A 16,080-nucleotide genomic window follows, 5' to 3' on the forward strand; every position below is an offset into this window, starting at 1 on the left:
TAATGAGAAATGATTAAAGGTTCACTTTATCTGCAAACGAAAAAGAATCTTTACTTTTAACAAATTTTTTATGATCTGGAACGGTTTGAATTGCTACTGCTTGTAAATCTCTTGCTTTCAGTGCATCCTGAATCCCGATTGTCATAAGTTTAATAAAAAGAATCGTAATAAAGAATGAAACGAGAGTATAAAAAATAATCCACCATGAAAGATTCATTTCATAACGATTTAATCCAATAAGTCCTGCCCAATCATTAGATAGAGAAACAGGTTTGAGCACTCCGTCATAGAGTTCCCGCATTTGTATCCCGCCAATTACAATGTCAAGCAACGCTAAATGGATAACGAGTATGAGTGCTTGGACGATATGTTCCATGAATAACACAAATAAGCGATCAACTAATAAGACTCGTAAGTGTTTTTTGATAATATGAAAACGGCTAGCCCCTAGCAATTGGGAACTTAAAATGTAATCTTTTTTCATAAATTCATCAACCTCTGAGGATATATATAAAGAAAGTGTAGGCAGAGCGACGAAAATAAGTACGAGTACTTGATAAAACGTAAATGAAATATTTGGATCTAATCTATCAGCATTTGATACGATTACAATATTAACGGGCGTGATGAGTATAAATGCGATAAATAAAGTAGGAATGTAATAAAAAACTTCTGAGCATGACTGGAAAAATCTCTTGAATTTTGGAGCATATAAACTTAAGAGGATTCCTATACATGTTCCGAATAAAATTCGAAAGAAGCTAATTGCCACGGCTAATAAAATGGTAAATTTTGCTCCTTCTATAATTTGTAAGAAAACAGATTCTCCAAAACGATCAGATCCAAAAGGCGGTATTAACGATGGTGGAAAGGGGGCCTTTCCAAGTAATTCGTTATTGTCATTGTAAAGTAACTGAGGAGTTTTTGGAATGGTATCTTTAAAGAACCAGCTATAAATAAAACTCGCTGAAACAAGTATGAATAAATAAGTAAAGCCGATTAAAAATCGTTTTGATTTCCAAATAGATTTCATAGAGCTGCTCCTTTCAATTGCTTTTGCCATTTATTCATGATGAGAGAGATTATTTGGAAAATGGCGTAAAACGGTAAAATAATCATGACAAGTATGATAAATGCAGCTGGAGGTGAAATAAACGCCTTTTTAAATAAAAATTGAATAATGCCTTGCATATTAAAAACGAATTCTAAAATGAATAAGTTAGACAGTAAGAAAACAAAAATCGTTTTTAAATGGTGGAAGAAGTGGATAGATATATTTTTGAATAAATGAATACAAAGTATATAACTTGATGAAAGGCCTTTGCCATATGCAACCTCTACGTAATGTTTTCCATGTTCTTCTTTTATGTATAACACCATCATTCGAAACATTTGTAATGTAGGTAAAACAGATAAAGATAAAATAGGGAGTAAATAAGCTCGATTTTCATTATAGGAAATAATGGTGAAAGGAGCTTCTCCGAATTTCTGAAGTACCCATATGAAAAAGATTTGCAAACAAATCATCATCATCATATCAGGGACAGCTTCTAATATGAACACAATTCGGTTTATCCATTTTTTTATATAATCTTTTGCTAAAAAATAAAAAAATGCCATGCTAGATGAGATAAAGAGTGCAAGCAAAAAGGCTACAAATAATACAGTAAATGAATATAGATAAGGTTCTAAAACAGTTGGAAATAATGGTGTTGTTTTTAAATGACCATACTTTGGGTCTGATCCTATAACCAACAATGATTCAGGGGAGAAAACCTGTTTTAACAGAGTAACGATCTGGTCAAAAAAATAAATGGGTTGAAAGGTAAATCCTTGTTGAGTGATAAATAAATAAGGTAAATTTAATAATAGTAACAGTGATAAAAGAATGGATGAAAGCTTAATTGTGAATTGAGATATTTTATGTAACATTAAATCCCTCCGACATCTTTTTACAACATTATACAATAAAGTTTAAAATATTGTTTTATTTTTCTGAAAAATATAAATACTATTAGATTTTATAGTATGGAACATATATTTACAAGTTAATAAAGTGATAGTAGGATCCGCGTTCTAAGATTATTAGGATAAAAGCACGAGTGTACCTAATGCAATAAAAACAAACAAGGGTAAAAATTGCCATTGCGGAGGTAGTTGCTGTACAACTCCTTTTTCATGCAAATGTGTAGAATGTATGGAAGGACCATGTATGTGGTGTTAATCAGAGGAAAGGAATGTTTTGCGAAACGAATATAATGCAACTTTAGCCCACGGATAAGCTAAAGTTAGTATGTAAGTGAAATGGAATGAGGGGATTTATTTTTTGTGATGAAAAAAATTTTCTTTTTAAAACTTGATTAAAGAAAAAATATTTTATATACTAATTCATGTAAACGGTTTACTAAATCGTATTTTGCTAGAAACGAAGGGAAGATTCGCATGGAAACAAGGGGGAGAGTTATCGGGATTGATATCGGTACCACAAGTACAAAAACGGTTGTGTTCACAGAAAAAGGAAAAGTCGTTGCATCACATGCAGTTGATTATCCAATTATTCAACCGAAAGTCGGATGGGCTGAGCAAGATCCTGATGTAATATGTGCTGCTGTATACAAAACTGTAAGCGTTGCCATCGGAAAAGGTAACGTGTTACCAGAAGATATTTCTTCAATCGGTATTAGTACAGCGATGCACGCATTAATTGCAGTAGATGAAAATGGTGCGCCATTAACGCGTTCTATCATTTGGGCAGATAATCGAAGTACGAAGCAATCAGAAAAATTATTACAACATATGAATGGGCATGACATTTATAGACGAACGGGTACACCAATTCATCCGATGTCGCCACTTTGTAAATTATTGTGGATGAAAGAGGAAGAGCCAGAATTATACGCGAGTGCTTATAAATTTATTTCCATTAAAGAGTATGTTTTGTATCAATTATTCTCACGTTACGTAGTGGATTATTCGATAGCATCTGCTACTGGGTTATTTAATTTAGAAACATTAAACTGGGATGAAGATGTTTTAACGATGTTACATATGTCACCAGAACAATTATCAACACCTGTGCCAACTACATATATTTTATCGGGTATGAAGCCTGAATTAGCACAAAAGATGGGCATTCGTGAAGATACCCCAGTTGTTATTGGTGCAAGTGATGGTGTCCTTGCGAATGTAGGCGTTGGGGCAATATCTCCTGGATCGGCTGCAATTACGATTGGAACAAGTGGTGCGGTTCGAACAATTTCATCAAGTGTTAATACAGATGAAAAAGGAAGAACGTTTTGTTATGCATTAACAGACGAGCACTGGGTGATAGGCGGGCCAACGAATAACGGCGGAATATTATTGAGATGGTTACGTGATGAATTTGGTAGCCCAGAACAAGAAGTAGCAAGGAAACTTGGCATTGATCCTTATGATTTATTAATTAAATATGCGGAAAGTGTACCAGCTGGAGCAGGTGGATTGCTATTTTTACCGTTTCTTTCTGGAGAACGTGCACCTTACTGGAATGCAAATGCGCGTGGTACATTCTTTGGAATTAACCTTCAGCATAAACGAGAACATTTTATACGAGCAGTTATGGAAGGTGTTTGTATGAGCGTATATTCTGTTGCACTTGCAATTAGGGATTGTACAGGGCCACTTACTGAAATACGCGTTTCAGGAGGATTTGCGAAATCTGCATTTTGGAGACAAATGCTATCCGATATGATGGGAAAAGAATTGCTTGTTCCTGAAAGTCATGAAGCATCTGCGCTTGGGGCAGCGGCAGTTGCTTTATATGCTGTAGGAAAAATTGATTCTCTTGAAGAGGTAAAGGATTGGATTGATATTGTTCATCATCATGTACCGAATAAAGAAAATACGGCTATATATTTAGAAATGTTTTATATGTATGAACGACTTTACAATCGCTTGAAAGAAGAATTTGATTGTATAGCTGCTTTCCAACGTAAACAATAGGGGGATTGGGAGAAATGGTAGTTGGGATCGTACTAGCGGCAGTTGTCATACTACTTTTACTTATTACGGTAGTAAAGTGGCATCCATTTGTCGCGTTAATTTTAACAGCAATTGGTGTAGGGCTAGCAATGGGAATGCCATTGATTGGAACTTCACCAAAAGATCCAGGGATTATCGACTCTATTAAATTAGGTCTTGGTAATACGTTAGGGTTTTTAGCGATAGTTTTGGCATTAGGAACGATGCTTGGAAAAATGATGGCCGAATCTGGCGGTGCTGAACGAATTGCTACCACATTAATTGATCGTTTTGGGAAGAAACGTGTTCACTGGGCAATGATGTTCGTTGCATTTTTAGTAGGGATTCCAGTATTTTTCCAAGTTGGATTTGTACTATTAATTCCATTAGTATTTACAATTGCGTTAGAAACTGGGGTATCACTTATTACAATCGGTATTCCACTAGTAGCAGGACTATCTGTTGTACACGGACTCGTTCCACCGCATCCAGCAGCGATGGCAGCGGTAGGTATTTTTAAAGCAGATGTAGGGAAAACGATTTTATATGCATTAATTGTCGGACTTCCAACTGCAATCATTTCAGGTCCGCTTTACGGGAAATGGATTGGTGCTCGTATACATAAAGAAGTGCCGTTAGATATAGCAGAGCAATTTATTGAAAGAGATAAGAAGAAGGAACTTCCTAGTTTCGGAAATACATTGTTTACTATTTTACTTCCAGTATTTCTAATGCTGGGTGCATCGATTGCGGAAGTCGCGCTAAGTAAAGCAAGTCAACTTGCACAAGTATTGCACTTTATTGGAGATCCAATCGTCGCATTATTAATTGCAACGATATATTCTTTCTTTAGTCTTGGTTATGCAAAAGGTTTCTCAAAAGATAAAGTATTACAATTTACAAATGATTGTTTAGGACCAATTGCGAACATACTGTTAGTTATTGGTGCAGGCGGTGCGTTTAATAAAGTATTATTAGATTCTGGAATTGGAACGACAATCGCAGAGATGGCAAAAGAGTCTCATATTTCACCGATATTATTAGGTTGGGGAATTGCGGCACTTATCCGAATTGCGACGGGATCTGCTACAGTTTCTATGATGACAGCAGCTGGAATTGTAGCACCGATTGCAGCAAGTACACCAGGTGTAAATGTTGAATTACTAGCACTCGCAACAGGCGCAGGGTCATTAATTTTATCACATGTAAATGATTCTGGATTTTGGATGATTAAAGAGTATTTCGGAATGACTGTGAAAGAAACATTATTAACATGGACTGCAATGGAGACTATATTATCTGTTGTAGCACTTGGACTAATTTCGTTATTAAATATATTTGTATAGAATGGGAGATTGATTAATATGAAACTAGGTTTAATTGGATTAGGAAAAATGGGATTTCCATTAGCAGAACATTTATATGAAGACAAGCATGAAGTAGTTGTATACGATGTAAATAAAGAGCTTGTTGAAAAGGCTGGGGCTTTAGGGATTACTGCTCGTCATACATTAAAAGAAATGATTGCTGAACTAGAGGCTCCGCGTACAATTTGGGTAATGGTACCTGCGGGAGAAGTTGTTGAATCTGTATTAAAAGATGTGTATCCATTATTAGAGGAAGGCGATATCGTTATTGAAGGTGGAAATTCATTCTATAAAGATACGTTACGCCGTGCGGAAGAAGCGAAAAGCTTTGGTTTACATTACGTAGATATTGGAACATCAGGCGGTGTAGAAGGAGCTAGAGAAGGTGCTTGCTTAATGGTTGGTGGAGAAAAAGAAATTTACGATCAATTAGAACCTTTATTTAAAGATTTAGCAGTAGAGAATGGCTATTCTTATGCTGGCCGCGTCGGAAGTGGTCATTTCTTAAAAATGGTTCATAACGGTATTGAATACGGTATGATGCAAGCAATCGCTGAAGGATTTGAAGTGTTAGATAAAAGTGATTTTGATTTCAATTATGAAGATGTTGCAAAAGTATGGGCAAATGGATCAGTTATCCGCGGTTGGTTAATGGACTTAACTGAAAAGGCATTTGCAGAGGATCCGAAACTAGATGGCATTAAAGGGGTAATGAACTCTTCAGGAGAAGGAAAATGGACTGTGGAAACCGCACTTGAACTTCAAGCGGCAGCACCGGTAATCGCAATGTCATTATTTATGCGTTACCGTTCTCAAGAAGATGATACATTCCACGGAAAAGTAGTTTCAGCTCTTCGTAATCAGTTCGGTGGACATGAAGTTGTGAAAAAATAGGAAATGATTTTTGAAAAGAAACTTGTGCAAAGGCGCAAGTTTCTTTTTTTATAGTGAAGGAAATTTCTCATTTAAAAATACCAATCAATCATTGTTTATTTGTACTGATTGTATCGAATATAAAGGGAAGTATGAAAGATGTCCCAACATAAAAATAAGAATAAATAAAATGAAGTTTTCATAAATAGTAAAAGGATGGTTATGTCATCAGTGTAGCTATGAAATAGTGTTACATAAGAAAAGAGCGGGTTAATAAAATATGAGGTGGTTAAATGGGAAATGAGCAAGTAAAGAATACAGGAAAAGAAAAAAAGTTATGTCTTTGTATGATTGTTAAGAACGAGTCTAGAATTATGGAAAGATGTTTAAATGCTACAAAATCAATTGTAGATTTTGTTTCTATTTGTGATACGGGATCAACAGATCATACACCTGAAATTATTGAAAATTGGTGTAAAGAAAATGATATCCCTGGAAGAGTTCATCATGAACCATTTAAAAACTTTGGTTATAACAGAAGTTTAGCTGTTAAATTGGCACAAACAACATATCCAGAAGCAGATTATTTATTAATATTAGATGCGGATATGATATTAGAAGTTGATCCTGATTTTGATAAGACTAGTTTAACGGAAGACCATTATCTTACATTGCAATATGATATTCATATTAAGTATTGGCTTACACGCCTTTTGAAAGCTTCTTTACCATGGAAATCTGTTGGTGTTACTCATGAGTATTGGGATATAGATCGTTCCAAAGTTGGTGCGGATTACAATACGAGGGTAGCTAGGCTAGAGACACTTGTCGTTAACGATCCTGGGGATGGTGGTAGTAAAGCTGATAAATTTGAGAGAGACGAGAGGTTGTTGTTACAAGGATTGAGTGATCCAGAAACAACGCCAGATTTGCATATAAGATATTTATTTTATTTAGCCCAAACTTATTTTCATTTAAGTCAATTTGAAGATTCGATTAAATGGTATAAAAAACGAGTGGAAGCAGGGGGATGGGTTGAAGAGGTGTTCTATTCGTTGTTGCGAATAGGATTTTGTTATGAACAATTAGCAAACCGTGCAGCAAATAAAAAACATGAAGTAACAGAAGCGGATGAAATAGAAAATGCAAAGAATCAAGAAGAGCAATATACAGCGTTAGCTATTCTTTATTTTCAAAAAGCGTGGGAATATAGACCAACTCGGGCTGAGCCATTATACCAACTTGCAAGAATGTATCGATTAAAATCTCAAAATAATATTGCTTTGATGTATGCCCTGCAAGGGAAGGAAGTTCCTTTTCCGAATAATGATCTTCTATTTGTAGATTATCATGTGTATGATTACTTATTCGACTATGAGATTTCTATAAGTGCTTTTTATATACCGCATAAAAAACATTTAGGTGCAGTATCACAAAAATATTTGGAATCGAAAAAAGAAGAGTTACCGTTGCATATAGCAAATATGGTAGAAAGTAATGCGAAATTTTATTAAATACATTTTCGGTTAAAGGAGTAGTGGAGTAATCATGGAATTAATACGATGGGCGCTAGAATTAGGGGAATCTGTGCATGGAAATACGTATGAAGAATTGATGCCACTACTAGATTATTATTATGATCGCGATCATCTAAAAGCGTATTGTATCGCAAATCTTCTTATAGATATGGACGTAGCAGAAGAGCATCGGGAAAAAATCGAATTAAGAAGGTGCATTGCTGCTTATTATGCTGGAATGTATAAAGTAGCAAAAAAACATGCAAATGAGCTTTTACTGAAATATCCGGATGTGGATTTATATAAAAATAATTTAAGACTAATGGAAGCATATTTGAATAAAGAATATGATTATTGTCTTTTTATATGCCCAAAGACGTATGGTAGTTTTATAGATGTCGCGCGAGCTTTGAAATGGCGATTGGAGCAAGAGGGAAATACAGCAATTATATCAGAAACAATACTAGAAAATGTGAAAAATACAATTGTGTTTGGAGCACATACGTATGCACATAACCCAAATCTACTACCGAAAAATGCAATTATTTATAATTTAGAACAGCTATATGAAGGAAGCCCTTATGCACATCCGTTTTATTTAATATTATTAAAAGATAAGGAGATTTGGGATTATAGTAAACAAAATATAGAATGGTTAAAACAAAAAGGGATAGGAAAAGAAATAAAACATGTAGGAATGAACTATGCTCCAACTTTGGAAATAAAAAAAGATGCATTTGATGATGAGATCACTGAAGACATTGATATACTGTTTATAGGTGCTCTTAATTCGAGGCGGCAAGCTATTTTAGATCAATTAAAAGCAGTTGCTCCAAATTTAAATATAGTTTTTAAAAATAATGCGTGGGGAATTGCTAGAAATGAGTTGATTGCTAGATCTAAAATTATATTAAATATTCATTTTTACTTATCGGGCATTCTGGAAACACCTCGGGTATCTTATGCAGTGGCAAATAAAAAGTTTATTATTTCGGAAAATAGTAATCCAGAGGACGAGATGGAGTGGCCAGGAATTGTGTTTACTTCGTACGAAAAAATAATAGAAAATATTTTGAAATATATATCTTTACCAGAAGAACGTAATAAATTAGCAGAACAAGCGTATACCCATTTTGAAGCGAATGGAAGCGGAGGTATACTGAGTCATAATGGTGGAGAATCGTAATTGTGAAGAACTCATACTTTCGTATGAGTTCTTTTTTTTTTGCCTATCATACTATTTTATCAAGCTAGTTCCCTCTTTATATTGTGTTTTGTATAGAAATTTCTGATAATATATAAGTGTAACTTGAAAACAAAGGGGAGAAATAATTATGAAACTAGTGGTTATTAATGGTACACCAAGAAAATTCGGTAGAACGCGTGTGGTGGCAAAATATATTGCTGATCAATTTGAAGGGGAGTTATATGATTTAGCGGCAGAAGAACTGCCTTTATATAATGGGGAAGAATCACAACGTGAATTAGAAGCGGTAAAAAAATTAAAGGCGTTAGTGAAAACGGCAGACGGTGTAGTACTATGTACACCTGAATATCATAATGCAATGAGTGGTGCGTTGAAAAATTCGTTAGATTACTTAAGTAGTAGTGAATTTGTTCATAAACCTGTCGCATTACTTGCAGTTGCAGGAGGCGGTAAAGGTGGAATTAACGCATTAAACAATATGCGCACTGTTGCTAGAGGGGTATACGCAAATGCCATCCCAAAACAAGTTGTGCTTGATGGACTTCATGTACAAGACGGTGAACTGGGAGAAGATGCAAAACCATTAATTCATGATTTAGTTAAAGAATTAAAAGCATATATGGGTGTATATAAAGAGGTGAAAAAACAACTAGGAGTTGAGTGATATGCCATCTCTGTATAAAGATTCACGCTTGTATTTCATTCTAGGGGCCAATAGCTTATCAGCTATTGGTTCCGGAATTGTTATGATAACGATTCCGTGGTTGTTAATTAAAGAGAGTGGTGGAGATACAACGTTCGGTTATGTTTCCATCATCGCAACTCTGATTATGTTTTTATTAACACCGTTTATTGGGCAAAGTATTGATCGTTTTTCAAGAAAATCTTTATTATTATGTAATGAAGGTATTGGGATAGTCGTTATAGGAATGATGGCTATATGGGGATTTACTGGGCAACCTTATCATTCAATTCACTATATTCTTATATATATAGCAGGGTCATTTTACTATTTATTATTTTATCCTACAATATTTGCGTTCAACCAAGAGATATTTCAAGCAGAACATTATAAAAATTTAAGTGGAACAATGGAAATACAAGGACAGTTAACGCAAGTTATTTCAGGAGCGGCTGCTAGCTTCCTTATTGAAATCATATCTTTAAAATGGATTTTGTTAGTAGATATGTTAACTTTTGCAGGAGCTTTCATCCTTTTCTTATGTATACCGTACGTAAAGAAAAAGGAAGTAAAAAAGAAAGTAACATTTAAGAAGCAATTGTTCGAAGGGATTCATTTCATGCAAAAGCGTCCGAAGTTCTTTTGGTTTTTACTTGCGACTTATATGCCTTTTATCGGTGTTATGATGGCAAATTATTTAATCCCGGTATACATTTCAGATATATTAAAAGCCAGTGCCTCAGTATACGCAATAGAAGGTATGATGTACGGTGTCGGAGCGGTTCTTGCGGGAATAGGTATTCCAATTATGATGAAATATATAAAGATAGAAGTTTCAATCGTCATGACGATGCTCATATATGTAATTTCAATTACCGCAATGATTATTGAACCTTCCGTAATGTTGTTATACGGACTTGCAATTTTTCATGCAATTGGAAATGCAGGTACAAGAGTGGCAAGAAATGTATTGATGATGGAGGAAATTCCAAACGAAGTAATGGGACGGGTAGACAGCTTATTTCGATTAATTGGTACAGGAATACGAATTGTATTATTAATGCTGTTTACAGCTGGTGTTTCTAAAACTGGGGCAATGCTCCCTTTTTACGTATTAAGCTGCATATTGATCTTTTCATTAGGAATCGCTGTGTATTATGTACTTTCACAACGTAAAGTAGGGACGAACGTTTTTAATAAATCAATCGTATAAAAAGTACTTCTGCCTTCCTATCTTTTTCTATATAATAAAAAGAAAGGGAGTGCAAACTTATTTATGAACAAATGGATCTTGCTTATAATCGTATTATTACCACCACTATACATTCTTTATATGACGTTTCGAATGAAGAATGTTGCTCGTGAAAAATTGAGTAATCACTCTCCGTACGTTCTTATATTAGGCGCAAAGTTATTTGGAGATAGACCGTCTTTATCACTTCAAAACCGTTTGGATGTAGCGTTGGAATATTTATATTCCCATCCAGAAGCGAAAGTAATTGTTTCAGGTGGTCAAGGGGAAGATGAAGATATACCGGAAGCTCATAGTATGAGAAACTATTTAATGGTACATGGTATAGAGGAGAGTCGTATTTTAATAGAAGATCAATCTACAAATACGTATGAGAATGTAAAGTTTAGTATGGATTTATATAATGTGAAACATGCGGTAGTTGTAAGTAATACGTATCATTTATATAGAACGAAAATAATTGCAAAGCGTTTAGGCATGAAGATGGAGGCACTAGCTGCTGAAACACCAATGCGATCTAAGAGGAAAATGTATGTACGTGAATATGCTGCAATAATGAAAACAATATTGTTCGACCGTTAGAGCTCAAATGGGAGCTCTTTTTTTGTAGAATAATGCGTATCATTTGAAATGAATTCCATCTTCCATCAAAATAAAGGAAACAACGATAAAGGAGTTGTATTTGTGATTCAATTTAATCATGTGTCAAAAGCGTATGAAGATGGCACGAAAGCAGTGGATTCATTGCATTTAGAAATTAAAAAGGGAGAGTTTTTTGTCCTTATTGGTCCGAGTGGTTGCGGGAAAACAACAACAATGAAAATGATTAATCGTTTAATTGAAACGACTGAAGGATCGATTTTAATCGATGGAAAAGATATTCAACAATATAATATAAACGAACTACGTTGGAATATAGGATACGTGCTGCAGCAAATCGCTTTGTTTCCGCATATGACAATTGCAGAAAATATTGCAGTTGTTCCTGAAATGAGAAAATGGAGCAAAGAAAAAACAAAAGTCCGTGTCGATGAATTGCTACAGATGGTCGGGCTAGATCCAGACGTATATCGCGATCGTATGCCTGATGAATTGTCAGGAGGTCAAAAGCAGCGCGTTGGTGTTGTACGAGCATTAGCCGCAAATCCGAAAATCGTTCTTATGGACGAACCATTTAGTGCGTTAGATCCACTAAGTAGGGAACAGCTTCAAAAGGATATTGTACAATTGCAAAAAAAGATTCAAAAAACAATTGTATTTGTAACGCATGATATGCAAGAAGCGTTATCGCTTGGAGATCGTATTTGCATTATGAAAGAAGGAAAAGTTGTTCAATTAGATACACCAGAAGGAATTGTACATAATCCGAAAAATGAATTTGTAGAGGAGTTCATTGGAAATCGTGGACGACCTTGGTATGAGGGCATGAATATAGGAGATGTAATGCCGCTAGACGATCGCACACGAGTTGAAGGGATTGCTTTATCTTTGCATTCTCCTTTACAAAAAGCACTTATTCGCTTACAAGCTGAAGAATTAGTGCCAGTTGAAGAAAATGGTCAATATGTTGGAGCTCTAACAAGTCGTCATATTGTCAATTACATAGTCGAACAAATGAAGGAAAGAGGCTAAACAGTGACTGATTTTATACAAACGTTCCAAGAACGAAAAATAGAATTACTTACTGCATTAAGTGAGCATTTACAAATATCGCTTATTTCATTATTTTTTGCAGTAATTATTGCAGTGCCGCTTGGCATTTTATTAACGAGAAAAGAACGAATGGAGGAGTTTATTATAGGAACTTCTGCAGTTATGCAGACGGTCCCATCACTGGCATTACTCGGACTTTTAATTCCGTTAGTAGGAATTGGGAAACTTCCAGCTATTATTGCATTAGTTGTGTATGCACTATTACCTATTTTACGAAATACATATACTGGAATAAGGGAGTTAGATGAATCTTTAATCGAAGCAGCGAGAGCTATGGGAATGAATAGCTGGAGAAGACTGTGGAAGGTAGAGCTTCCTCTTGCATTACCAATTATTATGGCCGGTATTCGTACGGCGATGGTATTAATTGTTGGAACGGCTACATTAGCAGCTCTTATAGGTGCTGGTGGGCTCGGTAAACTCATATTGCTAGGTATCGATCGAAATGATCATGCACTTATCATTTTAGGGGCCGTACCAGCCGCGTTACTCGCTTTATTCTTTGATGTAGTACTTCGAGTACTTGAGAGTCCAAAACGCTCTTCTAAGCGTGTTATATTGACGATATGTATTGTTTGTATATTGATTGCTTCTCCATTTCTTTGGAATACACAAAAGAAAGATATTGTTATCGCTGGCAAACTTGGATCAGAACCTGAAATTTTAATTCAAATGTATAAGCAACTTATCGAACAAGATACCGATTTACATGTAGAATTAAAACCAGGTCTTGGAAAAACAGCATTTGTATTTGAAGCATTGAAATCAGGTGAAGTAGATATATACCCTGAATTTTCGGGAACAGCTTTATCTACTTTCGTGAAAGAAGAGCCAAAAAGCACAAATCGGGATGAGGTATATGAGCAGGCTCGCACTGGAATGGAAAAGAAATATGATATGGTGATGTTGAAGCCGATGGAGTATAACAATACGTATGCACTAGCTATGCCAAAAAAAATAGCAGATCAAAATAATATAAATACAATTTCTGATTTAGGAAAAATGGCACAGGATGCGAAAGTAGGATTCACATTAGAATTTGCTGATCGTGAAGACGGTTATAAAGGAATGCAAAAATTATATAACTATAAGTTTTCAAATGTGAAAACGATGGAACCGAAATTACGTTATAGTGCAATTCAATCAGGGGATGTTAATGTAATCGATGCATATTCAACTGATAGTGAACTTGAGCAATACGGACTTAAAGTGCTAAAAGATGATAAAGGATTATTCCCAACATACCAAGGTGCACCGTTATTAAGAAAAGAGACGTTACAGAAATATCCTGAACTTGAAAAAGTATTAAATAAATTATCTGGGAAGATTACAGATGAAGAAATGCGAAAAATGAATTATGAAGTAAATGTGAATGGTAAAGGTAGTGAAGAAGTAGCAAAACAATTTTTACAAAAAGAGAATTTACTTCGGTAATTTTACAAGGAATATACAAATTTATATGTATGAAATGACCGTTCATTACAAAATGAACGGTTTTTTTGTGCATACTTATACATTTTTTCAAAAAAGTATTCCATTTTTCTTCATTTTCTTTTAGAATAAGTAATGTTTTCCTGAAAAAATATAAGAGAAACGTCTATTAGAGAAAAAGGTGACTTTAATAGTTGAACGAACATAACACCTAGAATGACAGATGGGGTGGTACAAATAGAAAAGAAGTTAGGATTTTTTCCATTAATTGCATTAGTAGTCGGAACAATGGTTGGTGGCGGTGTTTTTAGTTTACCGCATGATTTAGCAGTCGGAGCAAATAGCGGCTCTATAATAATTGGCTGGTGTATTACAGCGATGGGAATGATTCCACTCGCGCTCGTATATCAAACGTTAGCAAGACAAAAACCAGAGCTTGAGGGCGGAATTTATAGTTATGCACGTGCTGGTTTCGGTGAATATATTGGATTTAACAGTGCTTGGGGATACTGGTTAGCAGGAATTTTAGGAAACGTTGCAACAATCATGTTACTGTTTAGTACATTAGGTTATTTCTTCCCAATTTTTAAAGGTGGAAATAATGTTGCGTCTATCGTAGGAGCATCACTTTTATTATGGACACTTCATTTTCTAATTTTATTTGGAATTCGTGAAGCATCTATTATGAATGTTATTGCAACGATAGGGAAATTAGTTCCAATCGTATTATTTATTGTTGTAATGGTAACAGCGTTTCGCTGGGATACATTTACACATGATTTTTGGGGAGAAGGAACGATCTCAGTTTCCTCTATACTTGGTCAAGTGAAAAATACAATGCTTGTAACTCTTTGGGTTTTCATTGGGGTTGAAGGAGCGGTTGTATTATCTGGTAGAGCGAAAAATAGCCGAGATGTTGGTAAAGCGACAGTACTTGGACTTATTTTAGTAATGTCTATTTATATTTTAATTTCTGTCTTGTCAATGGGAGCGATGTCAAGAGGAGAGCTTTCCGTGTTAGAAACTCCGTCAATGGGACATGTATTAGAGCATGTTGTTGGGACATGGGGCGCAGTTGCAATTAACATCGGGTTAGTTGCTTCACTTGTAGGTACGTTAATAGGCTGGTTTTTACTTGTTTCTGAAATTTCCCACGTAGCAGGAAAAGATGGCGTGTTTCCGAAAGTCTTTACGAAAACAAATAAAAAACAAACGCCACATATGGCATTATGGATTTCAAATGGCGTTGCCCAAATTATATTTATAATCGTTCTGTTTTCAGAATCGACATATCAAATTATGTATTTCATAGCGTCAACATCAATTTTAGTACCATATTTATTATCAGCGTTATTCCAATTCAAATTAGTTATTACAAACGAACTAAAAGATGCAAAAGTAAAAAACGGCTCGTTAGCTTTAATTGCTTCTATTTATTCTGTATGGCTTCTATATGCAGCAGGTTTGAAAAATTTATTACTTGTTTCAATCGTATATGGAATCGGGATTATTGTTTACGTGTATGCAAGAAAAGAAAAAGGAAATCGTTGTTTTAGAGGTATTGAGAGATATGTAATGTGGGCAATTGTTATTGCAGCTATCACATCAATCTATATGTTATTGACTGGAAATATAAAAATGTAAAAGTCCTTTTAAATAAAGGGCTTTTTTCTTTGTCTAGAGAATATTTAATACATAAGATATTCAGGAGGGATGAAAATGGAAGAAAAAGAACAGTTAACCAGAATAGTTGATTTAGCGAGTGAAGTAAGGAAAGTATTAGTGCAAGAATCCTTTTTTAATCATCATCCTGAACTACGAGGAGTGATTGAAAATTTAGCAAGTGCTGTAGAGAATTTGGCGGAATTACAGCAAAATACAGATGAAAACGCTGAAGATCGATTACGATATGTACTTGCTAAAATGAAAATTGCACATAATGCCATTTTACAAGAGAAAAAAGCATTTCCATCTCATTAATATACGTTTTCATTTTGAACCTGGCGGATAACGTCAGGTTTTTTGTTTCTAGTTTTTCG

14 protein-coding genes are annotated in these 16,080 nt (G+C 34.9%); 12 read left to right on the forward strand and 2 right to left on the reverse strand.

Annotation, left to right across the window (positions count from 1 at the left end; all coding sequences use genetic code 11):
• Positions 1 to 13: 13 nt before the first annotated feature.
• Both FOT98_RS06615 and FOT98_RS06620 read right to left on the reverse strand, forming a co-directional pair.
• Complete coding sequence (locus FOT98_RS06615; protein WP_063262782.1) at positions 14 to 1,033, reverse strand: ABC transporter permease; 1,020 nt, start codon at positions 1,031 to 1,033, stop codon at positions 14 to 16.
• Entirely contained in the window at positions 1,030 to 1,932 is a 903-nt protein-coding gene (locus FOT98_RS06620; protein WP_063262783.1) for an ABC transporter permease subunit, read from the reverse strand. The genes FOT98_RS06615 and FOT98_RS06620 overlap by 4 nt, the downstream gene beginning before the upstream one ends.
• Before the next feature lie 510 nt (positions 1,933 to 2,442).
• On the opposite strand from FOT98_RS06620, the gene gntK reads away from it, so the two are divergent.
• The 12 genes from gntK to FOT98_RS06680 all read left to right on the forward strand — a co-directional run bounded on the left by gntK (position 2,443) and on the right by FOT98_RS06680 (position 16,021).
• On the forward strand, positions 2,443 to 3,981 hold the full coding sequence (gene gntK, locus FOT98_RS06625) for a gluconokinase (RefSeq protein ID WP_063262784.1): 1,539 nt from the start codon (positions 2,443 to 2,445) through the stop codon (positions 3,979 to 3,981).
• Positions 3,982 to 3,995: 14 nt separating this feature from the next.
• Complete coding sequence (locus tag FOT98_RS06630) at positions 3,996 to 5,345, forward strand: GntP family permease (protein WP_063262785.1); 1,350 nt, start codon at positions 3,996 to 3,998, stop codon at positions 5,343 to 5,345.
• Positions 5,346 to 5,363: 18 nt separating this feature from the next.
• Positions 5,364 to 6,260 (forward strand): phosphogluconate dehydrogenase (NAD(+)-dependent, decarboxylating), encoded by an 897-nt coding sequence (gnd, locus tag FOT98_RS06635; protein WP_063262786.1) that lies wholly within the window; start codon positions 5,364 to 5,366, stop codon positions 6,258 to 6,260.
• A 272-nt stretch (positions 6,261 to 6,532) separates the two neighbouring features.
• The gene (locus tag FOT98_RS06640) at positions 6,533 to 7,753 is read left to right on the forward strand and encodes a tetratricopeptide repeat-containing glycosyltransferase (RefSeq protein WP_063262787.1); all 1,221 of its coding nucleotides are present in this window, start codon (positions 6,533 to 6,535) and stop codon (positions 7,751 to 7,753) included.
• Between the two features lie 34 nt (positions 7,754 to 7,787).
• Entirely contained in the window at positions 7,788 to 8,942 is a 1,155-nt protein-coding gene (locus tag FOT98_RS06645; RefSeq protein WP_063262788.1) for a CgeB family protein, read from the forward strand.
• A 148-nt stretch (positions 8,943 to 9,090) separates the two neighbouring features.
• A complete protein-coding gene (locus FOT98_RS06650) occupies positions 9,091 to 9,627 on the forward strand; it encodes an NADPH-dependent FMN reductase (protein WP_063262789.1) in 537 nt (178 codons plus the stop codon).
• A gap of 1 nt (position 9,628) precedes the next feature.
• On the forward strand, positions 9,629 to 10,858 hold the full coding sequence (locus tag FOT98_RS06655; RefSeq protein WP_144290981.1) for an MFS transporter: 1,230 nt from the start codon (positions 9,629 to 9,631) through the stop codon (positions 10,856 to 10,858).
• A gap of 63 nt (positions 10,859 to 10,921) precedes the next feature.
• Positions 10,922 to 11,479, forward strand: coding sequence for a YdcF family protein (locus tag FOT98_RS06660; RefSeq protein ID WP_063262791.1), 558 nt, complete (start codon positions 10,922 to 10,924; stop codon positions 11,477 to 11,479).
• A gap of 102 nt (positions 11,480 to 11,581) precedes the next feature.
• Positions 11,582 to 12,529 (forward strand): ABC transporter ATP-binding protein, encoded by a 948-nt coding sequence (locus FOT98_RS06665; protein ID WP_063262792.1) that lies wholly within the window; start codon positions 11,582 to 11,584, stop codon positions 12,527 to 12,529.
• Between the two features lie 3 nt (positions 12,530 to 12,532).
• Positions 12,533 to 14,044: an ABC transporter permease/substrate-binding protein gene (locus FOT98_RS06670; protein WP_063262793.1), complete on the forward strand. Its 1,512-nt coding sequence runs from the start codon at positions 12,533 to 12,535 to the stop codon at positions 14,042 to 14,044.
• Positions 14,045 to 14,257: 213 nt separating this feature from the next.
• The gene (locus FOT98_RS06675) at positions 14,258 to 15,685 is read left to right on the forward strand and encodes a basic amino acid/polyamine antiporter (RefSeq protein ID WP_061678438.1); all 1,428 of its coding nucleotides are present in this window, start codon (positions 14,258 to 14,260) and stop codon (positions 15,683 to 15,685) included.
• A gap of 75 nt (positions 15,686 to 15,760) precedes the next feature.
• Complete coding sequence (locus FOT98_RS06680) at positions 15,761 to 16,021, forward strand: hypothetical protein (protein WP_000391452.1); 261 nt, start codon at positions 15,761 to 15,763, stop codon at positions 16,019 to 16,021.
• Positions 16,022 to 16,080 lie beyond the last annotated feature (59 nt).

Source organism: Bacillus sp. HY001 (assembly GCF_007558965.1).
GTDB classification, from domain to species: Bacteria; Bacillota; Bacilli; order Bacillales; family Bacillaceae_G; genus Bacillus_A; species Bacillus_A mobilis.